This is a genomic window from Rhodanobacter sp. 7MK24, from assembly GCF_014842995.1.
GTDB lineage: Bacteria > Pseudomonadota > Gammaproteobacteria > Xanthomonadales > Rhodanobacteraceae > Rhodanobacter_A.
Map to the genome: position 1 here is coordinate 85,764 of NZ_JACYXL010000009.1, position 25,841 is coordinate 111,604.

Sequence of the window (25,841 nt, forward strand, 5' to 3'; positions counted from 1 at the left end):
TGAACTGCAAACCGATCCACTGGCGTGGCGCAGGCAGGTGTCCGGGGTGGGCGAACCGAAGCGCGGCGACAGGGATGGGCCCGGACAGTGACCTCCGGCACGCTCGGCCCGGCGTCGGTCACGTCGACAATGGCGCGTCCTGGTGCGGAGGCGCATCGTGATGGCAGCATGCCTCCGGTCGGTGATTGCACGACACGTACGTCCGTAATCGATCGAAGCCACCCTGCCTGGACGCACTGCCCATGAAGATGTCTGTCGGTGTTTCATCGAAGAGATCGCTGCGGCTATTTTTCCTGCTCGCCTTTGTGATCGCCTGGGGCTTCTGGCTGGTGCCGCTGCTGGGCAGCCGCGGTGTGCTAACGGTATCCGGCGGCGCGCAGATGGCCTTCCTGATCGCCGGCTCGTATGCGCCATTCTTGGCTGTCTTCATCGCCTTGCTTCGCGACGGCGGTTGGTCGGCGCTGGGGCGCTTCGCTTCGCGTGCCCTGCGCTGGCGGATCGCCTTGCGCTACCTGCTGGCAGCGCTGTTGCTGATACCGGCGCTGGGGCTGGTCGCGGCATGGGTCTATGCGTCGCTTGGCGGCCCTGCTTTTGCACTGGCCGTACCGGCAGGCCAGATTCCGCTGTTGTTCGCGATGATGCTGTTCATGGGCGGCGCGGTGAACGAGGAGTTCGGTTGGGCCTATGCAATCGACAACCTGCAGCGTGGCCGGCGTCTGCTGCCGGCAGCGGTCATGCTGGGCGTGATCTGGGCCTGCTGGCACCTGCCGCTGTTCTTCATCGTGGGGGTGACGCAGTCGTTCCTGCCATTCTGGGCGTTTGCGATCTTCGCGGTCGCGTTGCGCGTGCTGTTCGTGTGGGCCTACGAGAGCACAGGCAAGAGCATCCTGGCGACACTGCTGTTCCACACCACGCTCAATCTCACCCTCAACCTGTTCGTACTGGTGGATCGCTCGCCCCAGCGCAACGAGCGTGGCTTCATCGTGTTCGCGTTGCTGGCGCTGGGTGCGGCGGCGGCGGTGGCGCTCGCGTCGAGGTGTTACCGCAGCACAGCCGCCCTTCCCGCCGCGAGCGCGGAAGAAGGGTGACGGCGCTCGACACTGGACCGCTCAGGCGTCTGCGCCGGTCGCAAATCCTTCGCGCGTGCCGCGGTTGAAGACGCGGTCGCCGTCCAGCACATCGGCAGCGGCATGCGCAGGCTCGGCCTTGAGCTTCGCGTAGATCGGCGTGAAATCCGGGTGGGTGGCTTCGAACAGCTGCTCGAAGCTGTCGATCACAAAGTAGGTCTGCTGGAAGGTGTCGATGCGGTATCGCGTGCTCATCACGCGTTCCAGGCCGAAGCCGATGCGATTGGGCGCTGGCGAGTCGAGGCAATAGATCGATTCGCCCTTGGAGCTGACGATGCCGGCGCCGTAGATGCGCATCCCTTCGTCGGTGTGGATCAGGCCGAATTCCACCGTGTACCAGTACAGGCGCGTGAGGTTCATCAGCGCCTCGGGGCCGATCGCGAAGGCCTTCATGCCGCCGCGGCCATAGGCCTGCATGTAGTCGGCGAACACCGGGTTGAGCAGCAGCGGCACGTGGCCGAACAGGTCATGAAACAGGTCGGGCTCGCTGAGGTAGTCGAGCTGGTCCGGCTTGCGGATCCACCAGCTCACCGGGAAGCGGCGGTTGGCGAGGTGGTCGAAGAACACCTCGTCCGGCAGCAGGCCTTCCACCGCCACCAGCTCCCAGCCGGTGGCCTCGGCCAGCACCTTGTTGAGTTCGGAAAACTTCGGGATGCCGCCATCGCCCAGGCCGAAGCGCTCCACGCCAGCGAGGAATTCCTTGCAGGCGCGCCCGGGCAGCAATTCGCGCTGGCGCTTGTACAAGGTGTCCCACACCTCGTGGTCGGTGCGCGAGTAGCTGTCCCACGGCTGCTCCACCACGCCGGTGGCGTAGACCGGGATGTAGCCGCGATCGGTCTGCTGGTGTTCGACCTTGCGGGGTGTGGTGTTTTCCATGGTGGGCGGCCGGGTGGGATGGATACCGAGAGCATACGGCGAAGCCGTCGCATGAAACTTGCAATGTTGCGTATTGTTGGGTGAAATGCGCAATATTCGTGCGTTCAAAGATGATTATGTCGAGGTATCGTGCATGACAGCGCTGGATCGCATCGACCTGCGCCTGCTCGCCGTGCTGCAGACCGAGGGTCGCATCACCAATGCCGAGCTGGCCGAACGGGTGAACCTGTCGCCGTCCGCCTGTCTGCGCCGACTGCAGCGTCTGGAGGCGGACAAGGTCATTACGGGCTACGCCGCGCAGGTGGATCCGCAGGTGGTGGGGCTGGGCCTGCAGGCCTTCGTGCGCATGCAGCTGGTGAAGCACGAAGCGGCGATGATCGAACGCTTCGTGGAACGCATCAGCGGCTGGGACGAAGTGGTGGCCTGCCATGCACTCACCGGCGACATGGATTACCTGCTGCACGTCTTCGTGGCCGATCTCGCCGACTTTTCGCGCTTCCTGCTCGATCGCCTGCTCAACGACGCCGGCGTGGCCGATGTCAATTCCAGTTTCGTGCTGCGCACGGTGAAGCGCTCGTCGTCGCTGCCGCTGACGCAGTTGGAACGTTAGATCGCGAGCAGGGGTTCAGGCCGCTTCCAGCGCCGGCGCAAGATCGCAGCGCGCGCGGCGGATGCGCAGCGCGAGGAAGGCCGCGACCACACCGCTCGCGCCGGCGATCACGAACGGCATCAGGTAGCTGCCCAGCTGCACGCGCAACACGCCGGCCATGAAGGCTGCGACGGCAGCGCCGACCTGATGGCCTGCGACCACCCAGCCGAACACCACCGGCGCGTCGCGCTCGCCGAAGGATTCGGTGGCGAGGCGCAGCGTGGGCGGCACGGTGGCGATCCAGTCCAGCCCGTAAAACACGCCGAACAGCGACAGGCTCTGCAGCGAAAAATCCGAATAGGGCAGGTAGATCAGAGACAGGCCTCGCAACCCGTAATAGGCGAACAGCAGCTTGCGCGGATCGACCCGGTCGGTAAGCCAGCCCGAAGCCGTGGTGCCGACCAGGTCGAAAATGCCCATCATTGCCAGCAGGCTGGCCGCGCGCACCTCGGGAATGCCGTGGTCCCCGCACATCGCGATGAAATGGGTGCCGATCAGGCCGTTGGTGGTGAAACCGCATACGAAGAAGGTGGCGAACAGCAGCCAGAACGCGCCGCTGCGGCTGGCCCGCTGCAATGCGCCCAACGTGAGCGCGAGCAGGTTGCCGGCAGGCATGCCGACGTCGGCGGGTTCGCCGGACGGCGCGCCATAGCGGGTCAGGCCGATGTCGGCAGGCCGCTCCGGCAACAGCCACAGCACCACCGGGATCAGCACCGCACACAATGCGGCGAGCAATAGCACCACCGCGCGCCAGCCGGCATATTCCGAGATCGCCGCGAGCCCGGGCAGGAAGATCAGCGTGCCGGTGGCGGTGCTGGCGGTAAGCAGGCCCATCACCAGGCCGCGATGCGTGCTGAACCAGCGGCCGGTCACGGTGGCGCCCAGCACCACCGCCACACAACCCGTGCCCACGCCAGACAGCACGCCCCAGCTTGCCACCAGCTGCCACGGCTGCGTCATCAGCGCGCTGGATGCGGCGGCGAGGCCCATGACCGCCAGCGCTGCCATCAACACCCGGCGGATACCGAAGCGTTGCATCAGCGCCGCCGCGAACGGACCCATCAGGCCGTACAGCAGGATGCCCACCGCTGCGGCGGCCGAGATGCTGTCGCGGCTCCAGCCGAAGGCTCGGCCCAGCGGCAGCATCAGCACGCCCGGCGTGGCGCGCATGCCGGCGGAGACCAGCAGGGCGAGGAATACGACGGCCACCACGACGAAGGCGTAGTTCTGGCCGCGAAGGCGAGGGCGCGATATAGTCATGTTACCGATCGGTACGTTGTGGTTCGCGCAGCATACGTACCGATCGGTAACATTGTCAACGAGTGCCGCACATGCCCGTCCGAAACAAACCCGCCCAGGGCGCCGAGGCGCGTCCCCGCGCCGCCGACCGCATCCGCGATACGGCCTTCGAGCTGTTCTACCGCGAAGGCATCCGGGCCATCGGCGTGGAGGAGATCGTCAACCGCGCCGGCGTCACCAAGCCGAGCCTGTACCGCGCCTACGAATCCAAGGACGAACTGGCAGCCGATTACCTGCGCGATTACAACGAGCGTTTCTGCCGCGTCTTCGAAGCCCCATCGGCGGAACATCCCGGCGACCCCAAGGCCCAACTGCTGGCCTACCTGGACGGGCTGGCTTCGCGCGCCTCCAGCGACGGCTACCGCGGTTGCGGCCTCACCAACGCGGTGATCGAATACCCCGAGCGCGACCACCCGGCGCACAAGGTGGCAGTGGAGAGCAAGCGTTCCTTGCGCAAGCGCCTGCGCGAATTGTGCCGCGCAATGGGCGCGCGCGACGCGGAGGCGCTGGCCGACGGCCTGCTGTTGCTGATCGAGGGAAGTTATGTGTCTGGCCAGACTTTCGGCCGCGGCGGCCCGGCGCGGATGCTCGGCAAGGCGGCGCGAACCCTGATCGAAGCCAGCCTCGGCAGCTGAGCCGCCGGTTGCGGAACATGTGCGGCGGAGTGGTCAAACCCGTCGCCGACTGAGGCTAAACTAACCGACTGATGAGCACCGACGCCCCCGCCGCGCCCCCACGCAACCAACTGCAACCGCTGCGTTATCTGTGGCGGGTGCCGTTGCTGCTGCTGCATATCCTGCTGGCGATCCTGCTCGCCGCTTTCGTGATGAGCTGGAACCGCAACCAGGTGATGAAGGATGGGCGCGAGCCGTTTGCGCACAAGCTGATCCGCTGGTGGTCCACCGCCCTGCTGCGCATCTTCGGCCTGCGCTCGGTGCGCATGGGCCAGCCGCTGGCGGACCCGGTGCTGTTCGTGGCCAACCACACCTCGTGGATCGACATCGTGCTGCTGCATTCGCAGCGTGCGGTCTGCTTCGTCGCTAAGGCGGAAATCGCGCGGTGGCCGCTGGTGGGCTGGCTGGCGGCCAGCGGCGGCACCATCTTCCATCGCCGCGGCAGCAACCACTCGCTGGCGGCGGTGATGCAGGTGATGGTGGAGCGCCTGCGCGTCGGCCGTTCGGTGGCGGTGTTCCCCGAAGGCGGCACGGGCCACGATGGCGTGCTCAAGGTGTTCCATGCACGCATCTTCCAGGCGGCGCTGGATGCCGGGACGCAGTTGCAGCCGGTGGCGTTGCGCTTTGCGCGCGACGGCAAGCGCATCGTCGATGCCGGCTTCCGCGAACACGAGAGCTTCATGGGCAACTTCCTGCGCCTGCTCGGCAGCGCGCCGATGGATGCGGAGGTGCACTTCCTGCAGCCTGTGCCGGCCAGCCCCGACGCGCGCCGCAAGATGGCCGAGCTGTCGCGCGAGCGCATAGCCGCGGCGCTGGAGGATCGCAACGCATGAACCTGCCGTGCGGAAAGGATTTCCGTCCGACATGGCCGCTCACCAGTGGGCATGTGCAGACCATGCTTTCCTCCAGCGGCATACGCCGCCTGCTGCTGCCGCGCGCCGCGCGGACCGTGCAGGAAGGTGCCGAGGCGGTGATGGTGGACGGCGGCAACGGCGTGCGTCTCACCGGTGCATTCACCGCACAGAGAAGCCGCCCGCAGGCACGCGGCCTTGCCGTGCTGTTCCACGGCTGGGAGGGCAGCGTCGACTCCACCTACGTGCTGCAGACCGGCAGCCGGCTGCTCGCCGACGGCTGGGACATCTTCCGCCTCAACTTCCGCGACCACGGCGACAGCCATGCGTTGAACGAGGCGCTCTTCCATTCCTGCCGGCTCGACGAGGTAGTACTCGCGCTGGCCGACATCGCCGCGCGCTGGCCGGCACGGCCGATGGCGCTGGCCGGCTTCTCGCTGGGCGGCAACTTCGCCTTGCGCGCGGCATTGCAGACCTCGCGCCTCGGGATCCCGCTCAGCTATGTGCTGGCGGTGTGCCCGATCATCGATCCCAGCGAGGGCCTGTTCTCGCTGGAAGAGGCGGCACCCTGGTTCTACCAGGCCTACTTCGTGCGCAAGTGGCGCAAATCGCTGCTCGCCAAGCAGAGCGCATTCCCGCAGCACAACTATTTCGAGCTCACCGAGCTGAAGCAGAATCTGCGCGGCCTCACCGAGTCGCTGGTGCTGCGCCATACCGATTTCCAGTCATTGCAGGGATACCTGGACGGCTATTCGGTGGCCGGTGACGCGCTGCAGGCCATGCAGATCCCTGCCACCATCCTCACCGCGCGCGATGACCCGGTGATCCCGGTGGGCGCGTTCGAGCAGTTGCGCCTGCCGCCGAACGTGGAACTGGACATCTCCGACCATGGTGGCCATTGCGGTTTCATCCGCGGCCGCGACATGACCAGCTTCACCGACGACTACATTGCGGCGCGCTTCAACGCCGTGGCAGACGGGTCATTGCGCTAGCCGCCTGGGCGGCGCTCTGCGCCCCCCGCAACGGATCGAGCAGCCGCTTCAGGCCGTTGTGATCGATCTCCAGCATCAGCGCGAGCAGTCTGCCGAGTTCGCCATGCGGGAAGCCTTTGCGTGCGAACCATGCGAGGTAGGCACCGGACAAGTCGGCGATCAGGTGGCCCTTGTACTTGCCGAACGGCATGCGCACGGTGACGAGGCGCTTGAGGTCGTCGGCCTCCATCAATCCGCCGCCACGCAACGTCCCTGCGCCCATGCGCGCAATGTCTCCACCTGCTCGCGCATCAGCACGGACAGGGGCCGGGTTTGCACCAGTGCGGCGAGCAAAGCGGATTGATCCAGCTCGCCATGACCGGCGACGTCGTACAGTGCGCTGACGATGGCCTGTTCGATCTCGGCCCCGGAGAATCCCGAGCTTGCTTCGGCAAGCGCAGGCAGGTCGAACGCCGCAGGATCGAGCCGGCGACGTTTCAGGTGCATGGCGAAGATCTCCGCGCGCATCTCGGGCCGCGGCAGGTCCACGAAAAAGATCTCGTCGAAGCGTCCCTTGCGCAGCAGTTCTGCGGGCAGCTCGTGCACCGCGTTGGCGGTGGCCACCACGAACACCTTCGACTTGCGTTCGGCCATCCACGTCAACAGGTAGCCGAGCACGCGGCGCGACACACCGCCGTCCTCGCCGCCGCTGGCAAGGCCTTTTTCGATCTCGTCGATCCACAGCACGCAGGGTGCCAGCAATTCGGCGCTGGCCAGCGCCTCGCGCAGGTTCTTCTCCGTCTCGCCCTGGTACTTGTCGTACAGCGCACCGAAATCCAGTCGCACCAGTGGCACGCCGAAGCCGCCGGCGATGGCCTTGGCGGCGAGGCTCTTGCCGCAACCCTGCACGCCCAACAACAGCACCCCCTTGGGCGGGTCGAACACGGGATCGGGTTCGGCAGCGAGGAACACGGCGCGCCGGCGCTGCACCCATTCGCGCACGCGCGAAACGCCGGCAATGTCCGCGAAACTGGCGGTGGCGTATTCGTAATGCAGCAGGCCCGAACGATTCAGCAATTCGAACTTGGATTGCATCAGCTCGGGCAAGTCCTCCGGCCCCAGCGCGCCGTCGTTGTAGATCAGCTTGCGCACGATGCGCCGTGCATCGGGTGCGGACAGACCGAGCAGGTTGCGCACAATGGTGCGCGCGGCATCGTTGTCCACTTCCAGCCGGCGGTTGTTCTCGCGCTGCCACGCCAGCGCCTCGCCGCGCATGATCGCGGCCAACGCCTTGAGGTCGGGCAGCGCCAGCGGAACGCGCAGCGCCAGCGCTTCCAGCTCGCCCGGCAGTTCCACTTTCGCGCCCACCAGCACGATGGTGTGTGCAGCACAACGTTGCCGCTGCACGATTTCGCGCAGCAGGCGCTGGCTCATTGCGTAACCGAGCAGGCCGTGGAAGTCGAACAGCAGGTAGATGCCGCGCTCGGGTTCGGCGCGGATCGCCTCAAGCGTGCTGGTGACATCGGACGCCGGCTGAGTGTCGCGTCGCGCGAAATCGAGGCGCTGCAGCCCGTCGGTCAAGGTCCAACGCCATAGCGGATGCAGCGCCTGCGCGATCACGTGGCGGAAACATTCGATCACGCGCTGCTCGTCTACCGTCTCGATCACCAGCAGTGGTGTGGCGGCGCGCACCAGGGTGGTGAGGTCTTGCAGTTCGCTCATGCTTCCTCCGTAGAAGCGCGCACGTTAGCAGAGCCGCTAGGCGATACGGCATGGGTACAGGCTTGGCTTTTCCGGCCGACCGGAGACGCGCCACGCGCCCGCCTTCGTTCCTGTCTTTACTTTGCGCACCTGGCTTCATTCGGCATGCGCTTCTGCGGGTAGGCAGGTTCCGGCGACCTACAGGGGCGCGATCCTGATCGCCAAACACGGTCTGGAACCGCATGAAAATCCGGTCACCGTGCGATGACGGTGCGCCTCGACGGCAACAAGGCGGCGGGCTGTCAGTCGCACATCACCGGCTTCGAACAGAACGAACAAGCCCGGGGCCGTCCGGACGACGTGCAGCCTCGCCAGGCCACAGCGTGTTGGCGAGCGACGACCTGCCGGGCGCGGTCACAGGGTGACGTACGACGTCGCGACCAGCAGATGCGCTCGCGCATGCCTTGCGGCATGCTTCCGTGATTCACTGATCCGGGAGCTTCCCATGCAACTGCGCAGCGACGATTTCAACCATGGCCGGCCTATCCCCGTTGCCAATGCCTTCGGCAAACCCGGCGCGCCGGTGGCGTTGTCGGACAACCGCAGCCCGCATCTGTCGTGGAAGGATGCACCGGAAGGCACGCGCTCCTTCGTGCTCACCTGCATCGACACCGACGTGCCCAGCCGTGGCGACGACGTGAACAAGGAGGGTCGCGTGGTACCGGCCGACCTGCCGCGCGTGGAGTTCGTTCACTGGCTGATGGCGAACATTCCCGAAGAGTGCGGAGAGCTCGGCGAAGGTTCGTGCTGCGACGGCATCACGCCGCGCGGCAAGCGCGATCCCATTGGGCCGCCGGGCAGCGTGCAGGGCTTGAACGATTACACCGGCTGGTTCGCCGGCGATGCCGAGATGGGCGGCGATTACCTCGGCTACGATGGCCCGTGCCCGCCGTGGAACGACAGCATCGTGCACCATTACCACTTCCGCATCCATGCGCTGGATGTGGCGAAGCTGGACCTGCGCGGCGGCTTCACGCTGGCCCAGTTGCGTGAGGCGATGCACGGCCACGTGCTGGCAGAGGCGGAGTTGATGGGAACCTACACGATCAATCCGTTGTGAATGCGGGCATGAAGGCGTAGCAAGTCCGCGCCTTCACGTCCGGAAGGCGCACGGTGTGGATGAATGGCGTTGCACGGAGGACACGCCGCGGTCGGCATTCGTTCAAGAGGGCAAGGCCATGCTTCACTACGCGCTGATTTTCCTCATCGTTGCCGTCGTTGCCGCTGCGCTGGGCTTCGGTGGTTTGATCGGGGGCGTGGCGGCGCTTGTCGTGAAGATCCTGTTCGTCGCGTTCCTGGTCTTGGCGATCGTCGCGTTCCTGCGGCGAGCGAAATGAATCGACGTCCCATGGCATGGCTTCAAGGAGGCAACATGAACCAGCATCCCGCAACCACCGGCAACACCAGCAGCAGCCGCATCGATGACAGTGCCGAGCGCGTCAAGCAGGCCACGTCCAGCGCGGTGGCAGGTACCAAGGAAGCGGTGGATCGCGCCGCCGACCATATCGAGGCCAGCCTGCACCGCGCCACCGACAAGGTAGCTGCGGGCGCGCATCAGGCCAGCGACAAGCTAGCCGATGCCGGCGAGCGCGGTCGGGCCGCCTACGACGCCACGATGGATCGCGCCGACGAATGGCTGGGGCAGGTGCGCGACTACGTGCGCGAGAAGCCGGTGCAGTCCGTGGCCATCGCACTGGGCGCCGGCTGGTTACTCGGCCGCTTGCTGCGGCGCTGACCCTCATGCAGGAGGAACCCGCGCGCGGGCAGGATCGCGCGACGGCGCCGGAGCCCCCGGCGCCGTCCTCGTCTCTGCTGGATGAATTGAACCGGCTTGCAAGCGCGGCACGACGGCTGTTCGGTGCCCAATTGCAGCTGCTCGCCGCCGAGTTGGGGCTGGCGCGCAGCGCGGTGTCGTGGCTGCTGGTGGCTGCGCTGGTCGCCACTGTGGCCGGCGTGGCCTTGGGCTTGACCTTGCTCGGCATGATTGGCGCGCTGCTGGCGGTGTGGTTCCATTCGTGGATCTGGGCGTTGCTGGTGCTGGCGCTGTTGCAGGTGCTGCTGCTCGCTGGCGCCGTTGCGATGTTCCGCCGCTGCATGCGCTGGATGAGCCTGCCCGCCACGCGCCGCGAATGGAATACGATGATGCGCGAGACGATGCGGCGCGCGGAAAGCGACATCCAGAACGACGGTGCAGGGGAGGGCAGGCCGTGAGCTTGTTCAGACAACTCGACAAGGTGCGCGCGGCGCAGGCGCGGGTAGCGGCGCATCGCACGGAACTGGCCGCGCCTGCGGCCGCCTTGCTGGCGCGCGGACAAGAGCATCCGCTGCTAATGCTCGGCGCGGCGGGTGGCGCGGGTTTCGTGCTGGGCACTCTCGACGCCTCGCCGCTGCGCATACCGGGGCTGGACTCGCTGCTGCGCGGCGGACTCGCCGAGGCCGTGGCGCAAGGCGTGCGCCTGGTCGCGGAGCTGGGCGCCAATGCCGCGGATCAAGCTTCCCCATGAACGTGCCCGTTGGCGGGGAGACGGATGAAATCGCCCCGCCGCCGGCGCATGGCGGTTTCGAACGCCGCAACGTGCTCGGCACGCGCCGCCACCTGCGCGCCATCCGGGTGCTCCTCAACGGCTTGCTGCTGCTGGCCCTGCTGTACACGGTGACCTTGTGCAAGGCCCTGCTGATCCCGCTGGTGCTGGCTGCCTTCATCGGCCTGGCGCTGAATCCCATCGTGGCCGGCGTCGCCCGCCACGGCCTGCCGCGCTGGCTGGGCGCCAGCGTGCTGATGCTGGCGTTGATCGGCGGTATCGGCACAGGCATCGGCCTGCTCACGCCGCCGGCGCTGGAATGGTTCCACGACGCCCCAACCACCATCCGCAGTTTCGTGCCCAAGCTTGAGCATTTCACCCAGCCGCTGGAGGCGGCCAACCGTGCCACGCAGACCCTGGTCAATGGCCATCCCGTGCGTGCCAGGCCGGAGCCGGTGGACGTGGCGGTGAGCGCGTGGGACGTGATGTCCACCGCACCCAAGGTGCTGGCGGCGGTGCTCACCGTCGTGCTGCTGGTGTTCTTCTTCCTCGTGTATGGCGAGTTGCTGCTGCGTCGTCTGGTGGAGATCACGCCCGGTTTCAACCACAAGCGGCAGGCGGTGTCGGTGGTGCGTGGTATCCAGCAGGAAGTGTCGCGCTACATTCTCACAACCCTGCTCATCAATTTTTCACTGGGCATGGTCACCACGGCGCTGCTGTGGCAGCTGCGCATGCCTGACCCGCTGCTGTGGGGTGCGGTGGCGATGTTCGCCAATTTCATCCCTTACGTGGGTGCCATCGTCACCACCACCGTGCTGCTGCTGGTAGGCCTGGCGCATTTCGACGACCTCACCCACGCCTTGCTGCCCGCATTGTGTTTTGCCGGCCTCACCGCGTTCGAAGGCAACCTGGTGACGCCGCTGATCCTCGGTCGCCGCATGCGACTGAGCCCCATCGCCATCCTGGTCTGGCTGCTGGTATGGGGCTGGCTGTGGGGCATCCCCGGCGCGCTGCTCGCGGTGCCCATGCTTACCAGCGTCAAGCTGATCGCCGAGCATGTGCGCGGCTGGGAGTGGTTTGGGCACATGGTGCAGCGCTAGCGCGGCATCACAGTCCGGCCGTGGCTGTCGCGTGTTGGCGCAGCCAGGGCGTGAGGTCGAGCTGCCAGATGCCCGATTGACCGGTGAAGTACACGCTGTGACCATCCGGCGCGATGTGCGATCCCCATGGCATGTCCCGGTTCACGGTGTCGCCGAGATCGATCGGCTTTCCCCAGTGGTTGCCTTCGCGGAAGACGATGCACAGCCGGCCGAGACCGCCCTTGGTCTTGCCGTAGTCGAATACGACGAAGGATTCGTCTGGCGCCACTGCCGGATCGTGGGTGGACACATCCGGATCGCCCAGCCCTGCGCGCACCGGTGTCCCATAGCGGCTGTCGCGGTATGCCGCACGCCAGGTGTGCATCACCTTGGCCTGCTTGTCCCAGCGGATGAAATACAGGCTGCCATCGGCGGCGATGCTGGCGAAGTCGACGAAGACATCGTTGTTGACGACGGCGCCGAGCCAGACCGGTTTGCCCCAGCCATCACCCTCCCGATTTACTCGCCAGATGTTGGAACCCGGCGCGGAGCCGCCGACGAAGTAGTCCTGCGTCAGCGATTTGCTGCCCGTTGTCGGCGGTCGATCCGAGTCGAACAACAGATAGCTGCCATCCGGTGCCATCACCGGATCCTGGTCGAACCAGTGCCCGGAGAAGCCCGCGACCTCAGGCTGCGACCAGCGTCCGTCGATCTTGCGCGAGACCATGATGGTCTTGCGCTTGCCCTCGCTTCGATCGAAGAAGACCGTATTGCCGTCGGGAGTGAAGGCCAGCGTGTCGTCGCTGTCTGGATGGAGGATGCCACCCAGCGTGACGGGCTGCGGCGCGGCGGTCGCCGTGGCGGCGGCCTGTGCGCCCGCCGTGGTCAGCAGCAGGCCGATGGTCAGGCATAAATGCGTCACGGTGCGCATCATCGTGTTGCCTCCACTGGCATGGCGTTGAGCAGGATGTATTGGCGTTCGGTGGCTTCGACGTGGCCGTACCGGGCGGAGGTCAGTATCAGCCGCCGCGTGCTGACCAGCTCATCGCTGAGCACGACGCCGTCGCGGAACGTGGTGTAGCCGTGCCAGTGTGCGTGCCCGGCTTGTCGCGTCACCTCGCAAGGCTTGCCGTCGCGGGTCAGCGTGAGCTGCGGCTTCTCATCCAGCCACGCGCCATCGCCGCTCCCTTCGCGTTCCAGGGTGACGGTGTGGCTGGCGGGTCGAGCGCCACCACGGTTACGGTCTGCTTGCCAGCGGGACCCAGCTCCCATGGCCCCGCGATGTCCACGGTCCAGCGTTGACCGAGCTTGAGCGTGGCCGGCGGCGATCCCCACAGCCGCGGGTTGTAGGCCAGCCCGCTGGCATCGGTGTTGGGCGTGCACTTGCCGTCGAAGCAATTGGTGGCGCCGCTGTCGGTCAGTTCCGCCGTGCCGCTGCCCGCGGCTCGGCCGTCGTAGCGGTAATCGACAAACAGATGCGGCGACGCGAGGGCGGCGTCGGTCACGCGGTAGGTCGCGGTGCCGCTGACACGGTGCACCGCTTCATCGAAGCCGGGTGCCTGGACGGCGACGGTACGCGAAAACACGTTGCCGAAACTCGCGCCGGGGCGAAACGCGGGAGTCAGTGCCGGCGCCGTGGTGGAAGCAGCGGCCGCAGCCAAGCCGGGTAACGACAAACCGGCCAGCAGGATCGAGCATAGGCGGATGCGGGTCATGTGGCCTCCGTGTCAGGGCGTGATGCCGTGCGCGCGCAGCACGTCGGAAATGTCGAAGCGCCACAGGTTGCGCGAACCGTTCAGTGGTTGCTCAAGGCGTTGCTGCAGGGTGGCGGCGTTGTCGCGCGGCTTGGGGAAGCTCACCTCGTCGCGCCGGCTGCTGGAGACGAACAGCTCGCCGAAGCGCGGCCCCAGCGAAGGCGCATTCTCCAGCGCCGTGCTGTTGACCTCGCCCGGCAGGTGCAGCGGCTTGCCCCAGTGGCCGTCCGCCTGGCGGAATGCGATGTAGAGATCGGCGCTACCCAGCGAATCGCCCTCGTCGCCGGCGTAGACCAGGAAGCGCTCTCGCGGATCGACGGCAGGGTCCATGCGGTTGTGCGCCAGGTCGCCCAGGTCCACGCGTTGCGGTGTCGCGTAGCCCTGCGCCGTGCGGTGCGCCACGTAGATCTGGTATGCGGCGCCGGAGTCCGGCCGGTGCGCGGAGAAATAGATGTCGCCATTCGCCGCCACCGAGGGGTTGTAGATCATCGCCCCGTCGTTGAGCGCGCCGTCCACGTGTACCGGTTCGCTCCAGTGGCCGTCGGCCTGGCGTTGCACGTACCAGAGATTGGTGCCTGCGAAATGGTGGCCGCCCATTTCCGTCGTCAGCGATGCACCGCCCGGCTGGAGGGGACGGTTGGAGACGAAGTACAGCCGCTGGCCGTCCGGCGACAACGTGGGCTCGGAGTCGTGCCATTGTCCGGAAAACGAGGCCACCTGCGGCATGCCCCAGTGTCCGTCCACCCGATGCGAGACAAGAATGGTGTCGTCCCGTTCGGCAAAGTCGGAACGCATGAAGTACAGCGTGTTGCCGTCGGGCGTCAGTGCAGCCGAGGTTTCCTGCAGGGCGGTGGAGATCGTGCCGGGTCCGACCAGTTCGCCGTGGCTTTGCGCACGCGCGGCGATGGGGGCGGTCATCGCGGCTGCGATGAGGGCGGCCAGGACGAAAGAACGTGGGGACATGTTTGCTCCTGATGAGGGCGCGCCTATGCGGCGCGGTCGAAGAACACGGCGGCGCCATCGGGCGCGAAGGTGAGGCATTCCACGGCCGACAGGCCGGATAGCGAGCCGGGCGCGAAAATCTTCGGCTGCGACGAGGCCATGTCTGCGGCGCCCGCAGCAGCGAGGCCGGCGCCGCGCAGCAGAAGATGGGCGCCAAGCAGCGCGAACATGCGATGGGCCATGCGGCTTCCTTGGCACGATGACGATGCCGTGGAGCGTGCGCGTCATCCATGCCACGCCGCCGCTGTTTCGTGACGAGCGGATATGGCTCGTGACCAGCGGTCGCCTATGCGTGGCGAACGGTCAGGGCAGGCCCAGCACCGCGCGTGCGCCGGCCCGGAAGCGCCGGCTGAGATCCAGCCGCGTGCCATCGCGCAACACGATTTCGGCATTGCCGTTGAACAGCGGATGCACTTCGCGGATGCGTTCCACGTTGACGATCACGCCGCGATGGATGCGCAGAAAGCGTGAGGGGTCGAGCCCGTCGAGCAGATGGCTGAGGGCCTCGCGATGCAGGTAGCGGGTGCCGTCGGCATGGATCTGCACGTAATTGCCGTCGGCGCGGATCCAGTCGATGGCGTCCACCGCAATCACCCGGATGTGCTCGCCCACACGCACGCTGATGCGCTGCAAGTGGCCCGCAGATGCGGGATTCGCCACGGGTGCCTGCAGGCCGTGCCAGTGCCGGCGCACGCGATCCATCGCCTGGTCGAAGCGTGCCTGGTCGATCGGTTTCAGCACGTAATCCAGCGCGCCGGCGTCGAACGCGCGCAGCGCGTGCTGGCCGTAGGCAGTGGTGAACACCACCATCGGCAATGCCTGCGGCTGCAGCTGGTGCAGCAGCTTGAAGCCGTCCATGCCGGGCATGCGGATGTCCAGGAACAGCAGGTCCGGCGCCAGCGCCTTGATCGCCTGCAGCGCCTCGGCGGCATTGCCGCACTCGCCGACGATCGCCACGTCGGCATGGGCGGCCAGCGCCTGCCGCAATGCGAGGCGCGCCAGCACCTCGTCGTCCACCAGCAGCGCGCGGATCCCTGCGGCGCTCATGCGATGTGCTCGCGGAACGGCAGGCGCAGCTCCACCCGCGTCCCGCCGCCGTCGCGGCGTTGCAGCTCCAGCCGCGCGTCGCCGCCGAACAGCATGGCCAGCCGGGCGCGGGTATTGGTAAGGCCGATGCCCTCATTCGCGCCATCGGGCGGCAGGCCCAGGCCGTCGTCGTCCACGCGCAGGTAAAGCTCGTCGCCGTCGCGGTGGCCGGTCACCTGCAGGCTGCCCGGTTCGGCCTTGGCCAACAGGCCGTGCCGCAGCGCGTTCTCCACCAGCGGTTGCAGGATCAGGTTGGGTACGGCGGCGCGCAGCACATCGTCGGCCACGTCCAGCCGCGTGCTGAGCCTGTCCTGGAAACGTACCTGCTGGATGTCCAGGTAGCAGCGCAGGAACTCCAGCTCGCGCGCCAGCGGCACCTGCGGCGCGTGACGTTCCTCCAGCGTGAGGCGCAGGAAGTCGCTGAGCCGCGCGATCATCAGCCGCGCCTGCAGCGGGTCGGCCAGCGCCAGCGCGGAAATCGCATTGAGCGTGTTGAACAGGAAGTGCGGCTGCAACTGCATGCGCAGGGCCTGCAGTTGCGCCTGTGCCAGCTGCGATTCCAGCAGGGCGCTGCGCAATTGTTCATCGCGCAGCCGGCGCCGCGACTCCATGCCGCGCAGCACCACCAGCACGATCCAATAGGTGAGCACGGCCAGGTGGTAGCTGTAGGCGAACTCCATGCGCACGTACTGGCCCAGCGTGTGCACTTCCGGCATGCGCCCGGGACCGCACAGGTACCAGAACGCCACCAGGTGCACCATCATCTGCGCCAGCGCCACCACCAGCGAAGCCGGCACATGTACGGCGAAGAAGCGCCGCCAGCCATGCCCCACGCTTTGCCGGCCCAGCCAGCCCACCAGCGGCATCAGTGCCATCCATAGCCAGAAGTTGCCGAGGTTCCAGGCCAGGTTGCGCAGCCAGCCCGGCGGATAGCCCTCGCTGATCGAGGCGAGTCCGCCGCTGAGCGCGTAGGACAGCGCCAGCAGCGTCCAGAAGCCGAAGATCAGCCCCCAGGTCTTCAGTCGCTGCGCTGCACTGCGGTCGAGCACGAGATCCTCGCTGGCGTACCACCGGATGGCGAGCCAGTCTGCGCGGCGGAGGCCGTTCGCGATAGTGCCTGAAGGCATTGCCGGCATCGGGTCTAGGATCGCGGCATCTGTGCGTCGCGCATGCATGACTGCTCGTCGCCCAGTTGCCATGCGCCGCTGCGGTTCCGGTAGGTGTAGGTCACGCGGTAGGCGTCATCGCCGTGGCGCTGGAACGCGAACCGATCGAGATAGCCGCTCGTCGCGACGTTTTCCAGCGTCAACGTGTCGCCCGCCCAGCCGATCGACGTGTAGCGCCGGTCGCCGCCGAAATCGTCGAATACCGTTGCGGTGAAATGCTTCGCGACCTTGTCGTAGCCCCACCACGAATCCGCGAGGTAGCGGTTTGGCGGCTCGTCCGCATGCCGCATGTGCAGCCATTGGCCGCCGAGTTCGATGGTGAAGCTCTCGCTTGAGCGGATGGGCTTGCCGTTCGCGAAGCGGCCCTCGCAATGCCAGTGTCCGACGAACCCCGCGAGCGGCGCGAGTGTCGGCGCCGTGTCGGCCTGTGCCGGAGCGGTGCGGGCGAACAAGCCGGCGGCACCGGCCAGTGCGGCGAGTGCGAAGGTTGCTCCGCGCTGCGCGCGGGGGGATCGATGCATCGATGTGCTCCGGAGGCAGGCGTCGCAAGGCAGTTGCTGGCGGATCATGGCTTTGCCACCGCGTGCCGGGCCAGCCAGGGGGTGAGCGCGAGGCGATGGATGCGATGGTCGGTGGCGCTGAAGTACAGCGTCGTGTGATCCGGGCCCAGGCGCGCCTCGTCTCCGGCGACGCCGAGGTCGAGCGGCGCGCTCCAGCCGTCGCGCGTCGCGAAGGCGATGAACAGGGCGCCGTTGGAGGGTGCCGGCGGGCGATCCGAGCTGAAGACGAGGAAGGATCCGTCAGGCGCCACCGCGGGATCGTAGTCGGAGTCCGCGGCGCCACCGCCGAGAGCCAACGCTTGCGCCGCCTGATACCGGCCGTCCACATGGCGGCTGCGGTAGAGCCGGAACGTGCCGTTGGCTGGATCGACGCGTACGAAGCTCAGACTGCCATCCGCCGCCACCGCCGGCGAGAAGATCGACGTGCCGGCATTCACGACCTCGGGCAGATGCCGTGGCTTGCCCCAGCCGTCGCCGGCACGATCCACCCGCCACAGGTTGCCGCCACGGCCGGGATACGCCTTGCCGCCCCAGCTACCGTCCAGCACGCTGCCGGTGCCGTTCACCGGTCGGTTGGAGACGAATACCAGGTAAGAGCCGTCCGGCGCCATCGCCGGCTCGAAGTCCATCCACTGCCCCGAGAACGGCGCCTGGACCGGTGCCGACCAGGTACCGTCGCGGCGCCTGGCGACGTAAAGGCGGCGCTCCGCTCCGTGGCCGCGGGTGAACACCACCGTGTTGCCGTCCGGCGTGAACGCGGGTGAGGCATCGTGCGCCGCCGTCCACGGTCCCTCGGCCGGATGCGACACGGTGTCGTCCGCGGTTGCCCGCGCCGGCGGCGCGGAGACAGCGACGCCCAAAGCCAGGGCGAGGATAGGAACCAGGTGTCGGCAACGCATGAACAGCTCCTCGTGGGGATGGAGTGATGATCGGGACGTCAACGGCCGTGCCCGGCATGCGCGTCCAGCCACGGCGTCAGCGACACCTGCCAGATGTGATCGTGGCCGTTGTTCCACGCCGCACTCGCTTGCGCGCCGGCGGCGGGGCGGTCGCTGTAGAAGTACAGCGTGTGGTGGTCGGGGCCGAGCTGGGCGCCCATGTTTTCCTTGCCGCCATTGACCGCGTCACCGAGGTCCTGCAGCGCGCTCCAGCCGGTCGGCGTGCGAAATGCGATGGCGAGGCGGTACGGCTGTTGCGCAGCGTGCTTGACGCTGACCACGATGAACGAGCCGTCGGGTGCGATGGCGGGATCGCGGATCGTGGCATCCGCGTCGCCCAGCGCCACCACGCGAGGCGTCGCGTAACGGCCGTCGCGGTAGGGGGAGCGCAGCAGCGCGAAGTCGCCGCGCGGCCCGGCGCACCCGATGAAGTAGAGGCTGCCGTCGGCGGCGATACTCGGCGAGGCGATCAGCGAACAGCGATTGACGACATCGGGCAGGCGCACCGGCGTGCTCCAGTGGTCGCCCCGCCAGTCCACCCGCCACAGGTTCATGCCCTGCCCGACGTGGCGCTTGCCGCCGTGGACCGCGTCGAGTGGCGGATCGCCCGGGGTAGCCGGACGGTTGGAGGCGAACAGCAGGAACGAACCGCCCGGCGCCATCGCCGGGTCGAGGTCGTGCCAGCGCCCGGAGAACGGCGCTACCGTCGGCGGCGACCAGCGTCCGTCGCGGTGACGCGACTCCATCAGCGTCGAGCCGTCGCCGGTGCCACGCATGAAATAGACAGTGGCGCCGTCCGGCGTGAACACCGCGGCACCGTCATCGGCGCCGGCGGGAATGGCGTCCGGCGCGAAGACCACGGGCCCGTCCGCAGTCGGCGCGTGACTGGACATGGCCGCGACGGAAGCAAAACTCATCCATGTCGCGAACGCTGTCGACAGGCGCATCGCCATCACTCCTCCTCGGTGGTGCGCCCGTGCATGGACACATCTACCGGGACAAAGTGGCGCAGGCGCCGGTGGCTGTCGCGCGAGGTGTGACGGCCGGAGCGTTCGCCGTGACCAGCGGCATGGCCAGCCGGATGGGAGGTCGCCACTCGCCGCCGTCAATCATGGTGCGGAAGGCACCACGGCGCCGCGCCCCGGCTTGGCGCATGCCCGGCGAGCCGCGCGGCAAGCGGCAGCTGGTGGATGCGCTCGTCCGAATCGGCGAGGTAGTAGAGCGTGTGCTGGTTCGCGCCGAGGCGGGCCTCGATGCCAAGGATGCCCAGCGGTTGCGGCCGGCTCCAACCCGACGCGGTGGCGTAGGCCACGAACAGGCCGCTGTGGCCCGGTGGCGTGGGTGCGCGGTTCGAGCTGAACACGATGAAGCAGCCGTCGGCTGCCACGGCGGGGTCGTAGTCGGATGCTATGCCGTCGCTGAACGACAGCGGCTCGGCTGGCAGGAAGGCGTCGTCAGGGCGTTCGCTTGCGTAGAGCCGTGTGTGATGGGTGTGCGGGTCGGGGTTGGTGAAGTAGATCGAATTGGACATGTCCACGGCGGGCGAGTAAGTCGCCGAGCTGATGTTGACGGCCATGGGCAACCGCAGCGGCTGGTTGATGACGTGGCCATCGGGGCTGCCGATGTCCACCATCCAGAGGTTGCCGCCATGGCCGGGTCGGCTCTTGCCGCCGAAGTAGCCGTCCAGCGGCTTGCCGCCGGGATGGATGGGACGATTGGAGACGAACACCAGATAGGTGCCGTCGGGCGACATGGCCGGTTCGAAATCGAGCCATTGTCCCGAGAACGGAGCGAGTTCCGGCGATGACCAGCGGCCGTCGCGCCGGTGCGAGACGAAGATGCTCCGGGTCATGCCGACGCTGCGGGTGAAGAACACCGTGTTGCCGTCGGGGGTGAACGCGGGCGAGGCATCGCCTGTGGTCGCCCAGGGGTCGGTGGCCGGCAGTGGCAGGCCCTCGCGCGTGGGCATGTCGGCATAGCGCGATGCCGATGCGACTGGCGCGAGCAACAGCACGCAAAGACCCAGTATCCATGCCGGCCTGCGTGCCCGGTGTCGAAAAGCCATGCGATTGCTCCGGGATTCCGGTCGAGGATTGCGCCACGGGACAGCTGCTCAATGCAGTGCTCCGCGCCGACAGCGAGCAGCGCTAAACCGATGGGAGGGGACTCTCCGCGCGCGGCGGGGCCACGATCCAGGCGAGACCTGCTGAAGCGATGGTGAGTAGCGTGAACATCCAGAGCCGCCCCGTGGAAAGATCTCCAGGTGCGGGCGCAATCGCTGCCAGGCTGTAGGCGATGTTTGCCGCGGTGTGGAAGAGCATGTTGGACAATATATTCCGCCCCCCGCGGTGGTACGCCCAGGAAAACAGAAAGCGCAACGCTACCGTGACAATGAAGAAGATGTAGAACGGGGTGTAGCCCTGTATGGCGCCCTTGGTAACGATAAAGAACAGCGGCAGGTGCCAAATGGCCCAGATGGAGCCGAGGATCGCGGTCGAACGCTTGAGCGGGAGAATCGCATCAAGCTTGTCCGACAGAAATGTCCAGCCATATTCCTCCGCCAGCGTCCCGCCCAGCACGAACAAGAACAAATAGCTGAGCGGGAAGTCCGCCAAGGTCATCGTGAACTGCGGCGCTTGACCGATGAAATGCGCATGCGCCAGTTCCACAACGATCGCCAGGATCGGCATCAGGAAGAAGGAAACCAGGAAGACGGCCCATCCCATCCGCGGATCGAGGCCGCGACGAAAAAAGCCTGTCGTTCGGCGAACGCCGCCTTCGCTAAACGTCGTTACAGCCGCGCCAATGAACGGCCCGAATGATCCGACGAACATCATCGGCACCAAAGGAAGCGAGACGAGGTGTTTGCTGCTGAGCCAGGCGAGTAGCCAGAATACCCACGCGAACGCAAACGCAACGGCCAGGTAAAGCGTGATCGATCGCGAATTCCGCGTCATGGTACGACTTCCCCTCGTGCCTATCCGAACGGTCAGAATTTGTTTGACTACGACGCATCAATCGCGGACCTGATTGGCAACGACACTCAGCCAGGGATTCCGTTGGCGCTGGGTGTCGCTTGCAATGGCAAGCGAAGTCGAAATGCCCAGCTGCGATCACCTTCTACTTCGGCCCTGCGCTCAGGGCGAGCGGTGGAGGGTCAGCTGAGCTTTGTCGCCAATCAGAATGGTCGATGCGATACCCGTTTTGTCGCTACGGCGCGTTGCCCCAAGGACTATGGCGTACCCAGCGCCGAGAGATAAAGGTCCACTTTTAAAGTGAGATAAGGGTCCACTTTTAAATGAATGGCGACACGATGCGACAGCATGGGGACGAACGCATGCGTGATTGTGACAAGCGGTCGGATAGGCGTCTTGAGCGTCAAATTCGACGCCGCCCGATGCACGGTGGGACCGCCCGCCGCAGAGTTTTACGCGTTATGCAAAGTGGAAGCGTCCTCCGACTGAATTAGGGCAGTTCGACGGCCTTCGGGATTGCGTCGGTCCGCGCCAGCCAACCGCAATGCTTGCGTCATCTGGTTGAGGGCGTCTGCCTGTGAGCGATCTGGACCCGGTGCGCCGTTGAGGCTTGCGGGCTGCCCGCTCGTCCCCGTATTGCGGACGCTCGCCACAAATCTGCGGTCGTCGACCTGTGCAAGAGGGCAAGTTGGATGTGCGGTCATGCAATCGCGCAGATCCTCTGGGAGAATCGAATGACATACAGCCAACGTTTGCCGGGCTTCGGCCTGGGTGCACTCGCCCTCGTTGCGGGCATGCTCGCAACGCCGATTTCCGCTTCTGCCGCCGAGGTGGACGAAACCGCCCGCACCGCCGCGGCGGTGCGGGCCGTGGATCAGCATTGGCTCGAGGCCGAGGAGAGCGGCGATGCCGCGTGGCTCGACGACATGCTGCTGCCGGACTACCGCTCGGTGGGTGTGGCAGGCACCTTCGCCACCAAGGCCGCCATCGTGGCCCATGCCGCGAAGAATCGTGGCTCGCAGGCGATGAAGCAGCAAGTAACCGCGTGGCAGCAGGCGCATCCGGTGGAGCAGCAGGTGACGCTGCAGGGCGACACCGCGATCATCAGCTTCGTCAGCACCGCGCCGGCCACGAAGGGCAAGCTCTATTCCTCGGACGTGTTCACCTACATCGACGGGCATTGGCATGCGCTGTATTCGGCGCACACCGATCTCGGCAAGAGCTGAGCGTGGCAGGATTCAATCCCCGGCCACACGCACCACCAGCTTGCCTGCATTGCGCCCCTCGAGCAGGCCGATGAAGGCGTCCGGCGCCTGTTCGAGGCCGTCCACCACATCCTCGCGCGTCTTCACCCGGCCTGCCGCGACCCACTCGCCCATCTCGCGGCGGAAATCGGCGAAACGCGTGGCGTAGTGGTCGAGGATCACGAAGCCCTGCATGCGGATGCGCTTCTGCAGCACGGTGGATAGTAGGGCGGGGCGGTGGTCGGGGCCGGCCGGCGGCGCGCCGTCGTTGTAGTGCGCGATGATGCCGCACACCGGGACGCGGGCATGGTTGTTGAGCAGAGGCAGCACGGCGTCCAGTACTTCGCCGCCCACGCTCTCGAAATAGACGTCGATGCCGTTCGGGCAGACGGCGGCGAGGTGTGCTGCCAACTGTGGCGCGTGGCGGTCGAGGCAGCTGTCATAGCCAAGTTCTTCCACCGCGAGACGGCACTTGTCCGCGCCGCCGGCGATGCCGATCACGCGCGCACCCTTGAGCCTGGCCAGCTGGCCCACCACGGCCCCCACCGCACCGGTGGCGGCACCCACCACCACGGTCTCGCCCGGTTGCGGTTGGCCGATGTCGAGCAGGCCGACATAGGCGGTGAACGCGGTCATGCCCAATGCGCCCAGTGCCAAGGAAGGCCGTGGCATGTCGCCCAGTGGCGTGAGGCCGCTGCCGTCGGACAGCGCATAGTCCTGCCAGCCGGCGTTGCCCAGCACCAGGTCGCCGGCGCGGAAATCCGGATGACGCGAGGCCACCACGCGATTCACCGTGCCGCCCACCATCGGCGCGCCGACGGCCACCGCGGGCGCGTAGCTGGCACCTGCGGCGTTCATCAGGTTGCGCATGTAGGGATCGAGCGAGAGATACAGGGTGCGCAGCAGCACCTGGCCGTCCTGGGGTTCGGGTACGGGTGTCTCGTCGAGACGGAAATCCTGCGGCACAGGCTTGCCGTGCGGACGCGCGGCGAGCAGCACGCGACGATTGATGTGGGGAGTTTGCGGCATGGAGTGAGCCCTTTCGAGGGAAATGGCGCGTGTCACCACGCGATGCGCTGGCCGTCGCGCAGCAGCGCGCCGTTGATGCCGGGTTCGGGCTGGCAGGCGGCGGCGACCACGCTGGCGGCGCCGCGTTCCACCGGTCCGCCGCCCGGTCCGCCGAGACCGGTGGCGAGCCAGCCGGGACAGACCGCGTTGACCAGGATGCCGCTGCCGGCCACTTCGGCGGCCAGCGCTCGGGTATAGGCGTTGAGCGCGGCTTTGGAGACGCGGTAGGCGGGATAGCCGATGGCGTCGGGTGCGGTGACGCCGGCGCAGCCACTGGTGACGTTGACGATGCGACCGTAGCGATGCCGGCGCATCAACGGCAGCAGCGCGCTGCTGAGTTGCCACGCGCCGAGCAGATTGGTTTCCAGAGCGGCGCGCACATCGGCGGGCGCGGCGCTTTCGGCACGTGCGTTGCTGTCGGCGTGGCCGCCGGCATTGTTCACCAGCACGTCGAGGCGGCCGTGTTCGCGTTCTATCCAGGCGGCGATTTCGGCGATCTGCCGCGCATCGGTGACGTCCAACGGTACGGCTGCGACGTCACCGGCGATCTGCTTCGCGGCCTGCCGTCCCTTGGCAGGGTCGCGCGCACCCAGCAGCACGCTGTAGCCGCGAGCGGCGAGTTGGCGCGCCACTTCGAAACCCAGCCCGCGGTTTGCGCCGCTGACCAGGGCCACGCGATGCACACCGGGGACGGACGGCGCATCCTGCGCCGCGTGCTGGCGCGGCTTGCTCATGGCACGGCGGCCACCGGGTTGGCGACAGGCGCGCAATGCACGTCATCGCCACAGGCTTGCCAGCCGCCGCCCAGGGCTTTGTAGAGCGCCACCGCACGGGTATCGATGTCCGCCTGCGCCAGCGCCAGCGCATCGTCCGCGGCGAGTTGCACTCGCTGGGCATCGAGCAGTTCGAGGTAGCCGGTGGCGCCTTGTTCGTAGCGCACCTTGGCGAGCTCGGCGGCGTGCTGGCTTTGCTGCGCCTGCGCGAGCAGCTTCTCCACCCGCTCGTGCTGCAGGTTGTAGCCGACCACGGCGTTGTCCACGTCCTCCACGGCTTCCAGCACGGTGCGCCGGTAGTTGGCCTGGGCAGCATCGGTGCGTGCTTCGGCGGCATGCAGTTCGCTGCGCACGCGCTGCACGTTGAGTCCGTTCCAGGTGATGCTCGGGGCGATCGACCACGCACGCGAAGACGGGCCGCCGAAATCGTTGCTGCGCCCGGCGAGGAAGCCGAGGAAGCCGCCCAGCGAGAGATGCGGGAAGAAGTCCGCCTTGGCCACGCCGATGCGCGCGGTGGCCGCGGCGTATTCGCGCTCGGCGACGCGCACGTCGGGCCGGCGCGCCAGCACGTCGCCGGCGGCGCCGATGGGCAGCACGGCGTCGATCGGCTTGAAGGTCTGCGGCGAGACATCGATGTCCAGCGCGCCGGGCTCTTCGCCCAGCAACACGGCGAGGCGGTACGCGTCGGCATGCGCCTGCATGTCGAGCAGGGGCAGTTGCGCCTGCGCCGCGCTGAGCTGCGCCTCCGCGCTGGCCACGTCCTGGTCGGATGCCGTACCCACCTCGGCACGCGCACGGATCAGCTTCAGGGTGTCCTCCTGGTTGGCGATGTCGCGGCGGGCGATTTCCTGGCGCTGCTGCGTGCCGCGCAGGTCGAAGTAGTTGCGCGCCACCTCGGCGAACAGGCTCACCTGGGCGTCTTGCAGCCCGGCCTCGCTGGCGCCGAGGTCGGCGCGCGCGGCCTCCACCGAACGGCGCACGCCGCCGAACACGTCGATCTCCCAGCTGGCATCGAAGCCGGCCTGGTAGGCGGTGACCGTGCTGCGCTGGGTATCGAAACCCGGGCTCTGCTCGCGGCTGCGGCTGTATGACACACCGCCCTGGACGTCGGGCAGGTATTGCGACTTGGCGCCGCCGAGCAAGGCGCGCGATTCGGCCAGCCGCGCCTGAGCGATGCGCAGGTCGAGGTTGCCGGCGGCGGCATGCTGGATCAGCGCGTCCAGCACGGGGTCGCCGAACTGCTTCCACCACTGCGCCTGGAATTGCGCGGCGTTTTCGCGCGCCGTGTCGATGCCCTGCAGTTGCGGTGCGGACGTGGCCGGAGCCTTGTAGTTCGGGCCGATGCTGACGCAACCGGCCAACACCAGCGCGGCGAACAGCGCGGTTGCCTTGCCCGCCACTCCTGCGAAAGCAGGGCGGGCGTAGCGAGTCTTCCAGCGCCCTTGGACGTCTGAAAGCGAAGTCGC

31 protein-coding genes are annotated in these 25,841 nt (G+C 67.2%); 12 read left to right on the plus strand and 19 right to left on the minus strand.

What is annotated here, in order from left to right:
* The first annotated feature begins 242 nt into the window (after positions 1-242).
* A complete protein-coding gene (locus IHE49_RS14555) occupies positions 243-1,088 on the plus strand; it encodes a CPBP family intramembrane glutamic endopeptidase (protein ID WP_192159160.1) in 846 nt (281 codons plus the stop codon).
* A 21-nt stretch (positions 1,089-1,109) separates the two neighbouring features.
* Here IHE49_RS14555 and phhA read toward each other — a convergent pair whose 3' ends face one another.
* Positions 1,110-2,003: a phenylalanine 4-monooxygenase gene (gene phhA / locus IHE49_RS14560; protein WP_192159162.1), complete on the minus strand. Its 894-nt coding sequence runs from the start codon at positions 2,001-2,003 to the stop codon at positions 1,110-1,112.
* Positions 2,004-2,136: 133 nt separating this feature from the next.
* On the opposite strand from phhA, the gene IHE49_RS14565 reads away from it, so the two are divergent.
* Positions 2,137-2,613 carry an Lrp/AsnC family transcriptional regulator gene (locus IHE49_RS14565; RefSeq protein WP_192159163.1) on the plus strand — a complete coding sequence of 159 codons (477 nt, stop codon included), beginning with the start codon at positions 2,137-2,139 and terminating at the stop codon, positions 2,611-2,613.
* 15 nt (positions 2,614-2,628) lie between these two features.
* Here the strand turns inward: IHE49_RS14565 and IHE49_RS14570 are convergent, their stop codons facing one another.
* The gene (locus tag IHE49_RS14570) at positions 2,629-3,912 is read right to left on the minus strand and encodes an MFS transporter (protein WP_192159165.1); all 1,284 of its coding nucleotides are present in this window, start codon (positions 3,910-3,912) and stop codon (positions 2,629-2,631) included.
* 71 nt (positions 3,913-3,983) lie between these two features.
* On the opposite strand from IHE49_RS14570, the gene IHE49_RS14575 reads away from it, so the two are divergent.
* The 3 genes from IHE49_RS14575 (at position 3,984) to IHE49_RS14585 (ending at position 6,468) form a co-directional block, all read left to right on the plus strand.
* Entirely contained in the window at positions 3,984-4,586 is a 603-nt protein-coding gene (locus IHE49_RS14575; protein WP_192159167.1) for a TetR/AcrR family transcriptional regulator, read from the plus strand.
* 71 nt (positions 4,587-4,657) lie between these two features.
* On the plus strand, positions 4,658-5,458 hold the full coding sequence (locus IHE49_RS14580) for a lysophospholipid acyltransferase family protein (RefSeq protein WP_192159170.1): 801 nt from the start codon (positions 4,658-4,660) through the stop codon (positions 5,456-5,458).
* On the plus strand, positions 5,455-6,468 hold the full coding sequence (locus IHE49_RS14585; RefSeq protein WP_192159172.1) for an alpha/beta fold hydrolase: 1,014 nt from the start codon (positions 5,455-5,457) through the stop codon (positions 6,466-6,468). The genes IHE49_RS14580 and IHE49_RS14585 overlap by 4 nt, the downstream gene beginning before the upstream one ends.
* On the opposite strand, the gene IHE49_RS14590 is transcribed toward IHE49_RS14585, so the two are convergent.
* Positions 6,437-6,697, minus strand: coding sequence for a DUF3820 family protein (locus IHE49_RS14590; RefSeq protein ID WP_192159317.1), 261 nt, complete (start codon positions 6,695-6,697; stop codon positions 6,437-6,439). The genes IHE49_RS14585 and IHE49_RS14590 overlap by 32 nt on opposite strands.
* Positions 6,697-8,169, minus strand: a complete 1,473-nt coding sequence (locus IHE49_RS14595) for an AAA family ATPase (protein WP_192159174.1) — start codon at positions 8,167-8,169, stop codon at positions 6,697-6,699. The genes IHE49_RS14590 and IHE49_RS14595 overlap by 1 nt, the downstream gene beginning before the upstream one ends.
* A gap of 484 nt (positions 8,170-8,653) precedes the next feature.
* On the opposite strand from IHE49_RS14595, the gene IHE49_RS14600 reads away from it, so the two are divergent.
* The 6 genes from IHE49_RS14600 (at position 8,654) to IHE49_RS14625 (ending at position 11,830) form a co-directional block, all read left to right on the plus strand.
* A complete protein-coding gene (locus IHE49_RS14600) occupies positions 8,654-9,268 on the plus strand; it encodes a YbhB/YbcL family Raf kinase inhibitor-like protein (RefSeq protein WP_192159175.1) in 615 nt (204 codons plus the stop codon).
* Between the two features lie 118 nt (positions 9,269-9,386).
* On the plus strand, positions 9,387-9,545 hold the full coding sequence (locus IHE49_RS14605) for a DUF1328 domain-containing protein (protein WP_192159319.1): 159 nt from the start codon (positions 9,387-9,389) through the stop codon (positions 9,543-9,545).
* A gap of 35 nt (positions 9,546-9,580) precedes the next feature.
* Entirely contained in the window at positions 9,581-9,943 is a 363-nt protein-coding gene (locus IHE49_RS14610; RefSeq protein WP_192159177.1) for a DUF883 family protein, read from the plus strand.
* A 5-nt stretch (positions 9,944-9,948) separates the two neighbouring features.
* Positions 9,949-10,419 carry an ABC transporter ATP-binding protein gene (locus IHE49_RS14615; RefSeq protein WP_192159178.1) on the plus strand — a complete coding sequence of 157 codons (471 nt, stop codon included), beginning with the start codon at positions 9,949-9,951 and terminating at the stop codon, positions 10,417-10,419.
* Positions 10,416-10,712 (plus strand): hypothetical protein, encoded by a 297-nt coding sequence (locus IHE49_RS14620; RefSeq protein WP_192159180.1) that lies wholly within the window; start codon positions 10,416-10,418, stop codon positions 10,710-10,712. The genes IHE49_RS14615 and IHE49_RS14620 overlap by 4 nt, the downstream gene beginning before the upstream one ends.
* Positions 10,709-11,830: an AI-2E family transporter gene (locus IHE49_RS14625; protein ID WP_192159182.1), complete on the plus strand. Its 1,122-nt coding sequence runs from the start codon at positions 10,709-10,711 to the stop codon at positions 11,828-11,830. Before IHE49_RS14620 ends, IHE49_RS14625 begins: the two co-directional genes overlap by 4 nt.
* A gap of 7 nt (positions 11,831-11,837) precedes the next feature.
* On the opposite strand, the gene IHE49_RS14630 is transcribed toward IHE49_RS14625, so the two are convergent.
* The 12 genes from IHE49_RS14630 to IHE49_RS14685 all read right to left on the minus strand — a co-directional run bounded on the left by IHE49_RS14630 (position 11,838) and on the right by IHE49_RS14685 (position 21,272).
* Complete coding sequence (locus IHE49_RS14630; RefSeq protein ID WP_192159184.1) at positions 11,838-12,743, minus strand: hypothetical protein; 906 nt, start codon at positions 12,741-12,743, stop codon at positions 11,838-11,840.
* Positions 12,740-12,925 (minus strand): hypothetical protein, encoded by a 186-nt coding sequence (locus IHE49_RS14635; protein WP_192159186.1) that lies wholly within the window; start codon positions 12,923-12,925, stop codon positions 12,740-12,742. Before IHE49_RS14635 ends, IHE49_RS14630 begins: the two co-directional genes overlap by 4 nt.
* A 23-nt stretch (positions 12,926-12,948) precedes the next feature.
* Positions 12,949-13,524: a hypothetical protein gene (locus tag IHE49_RS14640; RefSeq protein ID WP_192159188.1), complete on the minus strand. Its 576-nt coding sequence runs from the start codon at positions 13,522-13,524 to the stop codon at positions 12,949-12,951.
* A gap of 12 nt (positions 13,525-13,536) precedes the next feature.
* Complete coding sequence (locus IHE49_RS14645) at positions 13,537-14,526, minus strand: PD40 domain-containing protein (RefSeq protein WP_192159190.1); 990 nt, start codon at positions 14,524-14,526, stop codon at positions 13,537-13,539.
* 23 nt (positions 14,527-14,549) lie between these two features.
* A complete protein-coding gene (locus tag IHE49_RS14650) occupies positions 14,550-14,747 on the minus strand; it encodes a hypothetical protein (protein ID WP_192159192.1) in 198 nt (65 codons plus the stop codon).
* Positions 14,748-14,868: 121 nt separating this feature from the next.
* A complete protein-coding gene (locus IHE49_RS14655) occupies positions 14,869-15,612 on the minus strand; it encodes a response regulator (protein ID WP_192159194.1) in 744 nt (247 codons plus the stop codon).
* Positions 15,609-16,778 carry a histidine kinase gene (locus tag IHE49_RS14660; protein WP_192159196.1) on the minus strand — a complete coding sequence of 390 codons (1,170 nt, stop codon included), beginning with the start codon at positions 16,776-16,778 and terminating at the stop codon, positions 15,609-15,611. Before IHE49_RS14660 ends, IHE49_RS14655 begins: the two co-directional genes overlap by 4 nt.
* Before the next feature lie 14 nt (positions 16,779-16,792).
* Positions 16,793-17,338 (minus strand): DUF1579 family protein, encoded by a 546-nt coding sequence (locus IHE49_RS14665; RefSeq protein ID WP_192159198.1) that lies wholly within the window; start codon positions 17,336-17,338, stop codon positions 16,793-16,795.
* A 44-nt stretch (positions 17,339-17,382) separates the two neighbouring features.
* On the minus strand, positions 17,383-18,276 hold the full coding sequence (locus tag IHE49_RS14670) for a PD40 domain-containing protein (RefSeq protein ID WP_192159200.1): 894 nt from the start codon (positions 18,274-18,276) through the stop codon (positions 17,383-17,385).
* Between the two features lie 38 nt (positions 18,277-18,314).
* Positions 18,315-19,262, minus strand: a complete 948-nt coding sequence (locus tag IHE49_RS14675) for a hypothetical protein (protein ID WP_225578465.1) — start codon at positions 19,260-19,262, stop codon at positions 18,315-18,317.
* Between the two features lie 158 nt (positions 19,263-19,420).
* Positions 19,421-20,380 carry a PD40 domain-containing protein gene (locus IHE49_RS14680; RefSeq protein ID WP_192159204.1) on the minus strand — a complete coding sequence of 320 codons (960 nt, stop codon included), beginning with the start codon at positions 20,378-20,380 and terminating at the stop codon, positions 19,421-19,423.
* Between the two features lie 82 nt (positions 20,381-20,462).
* Positions 20,463-21,272 (minus strand): CPBP family glutamic-type intramembrane protease, encoded by an 810-nt coding sequence (locus tag IHE49_RS14685; protein ID WP_192159206.1) that lies wholly within the window; start codon positions 21,270-21,272, stop codon positions 20,463-20,465.
* A 752-nt stretch (positions 21,273-22,024) separates the two neighbouring features.
* Between IHE49_RS14685 and IHE49_RS14690 the strand changes: the two genes are divergently transcribed.
* Positions 22,025-22,516 carry a nuclear transport factor 2 family protein gene (locus IHE49_RS14690; protein ID WP_192159209.1) on the plus strand — a complete coding sequence of 164 codons (492 nt, stop codon included), beginning with the start codon at positions 22,025-22,027 and terminating at the stop codon, positions 22,514-22,516.
* Positions 22,517-22,528: 12 nt separating this feature from the next.
* Here IHE49_RS14690 and IHE49_RS14695 read toward each other — a convergent pair whose 3' ends face one another.
* From IHE49_RS14695 to IHE49_RS14705, 3 genes are read right to left on the minus strand one after another with little or no spacing between them, the layout of a single operon-like run.
* Positions 22,529-23,563: an NADP-dependent oxidoreductase gene (locus tag IHE49_RS14695; protein WP_192159211.1), complete on the minus strand. Its 1,035-nt coding sequence runs from the start codon at positions 23,561-23,563 to the stop codon at positions 22,529-22,531.
* Positions 23,564-23,595: 32 nt separating this feature from the next.
* Positions 23,596-24,336: an SDR family NAD(P)-dependent oxidoreductase gene (locus IHE49_RS14700; protein WP_192159213.1), complete on the minus strand. Its 741-nt coding sequence runs from the start codon at positions 24,334-24,336 to the stop codon at positions 23,596-23,598.
* Positions 24,333-25,775 carry an efflux transporter outer membrane subunit gene (locus IHE49_RS14705; RefSeq protein WP_343227585.1) on the minus strand — a complete coding sequence of 481 codons (1,443 nt, stop codon included), beginning with the start codon at positions 25,773-25,775 and terminating at the stop codon, positions 24,333-24,335. The genes IHE49_RS14700 and IHE49_RS14705 overlap by 4 nt, the downstream gene beginning before the upstream one ends.
* Positions 25,776-25,841 lie beyond the last annotated feature (66 nt).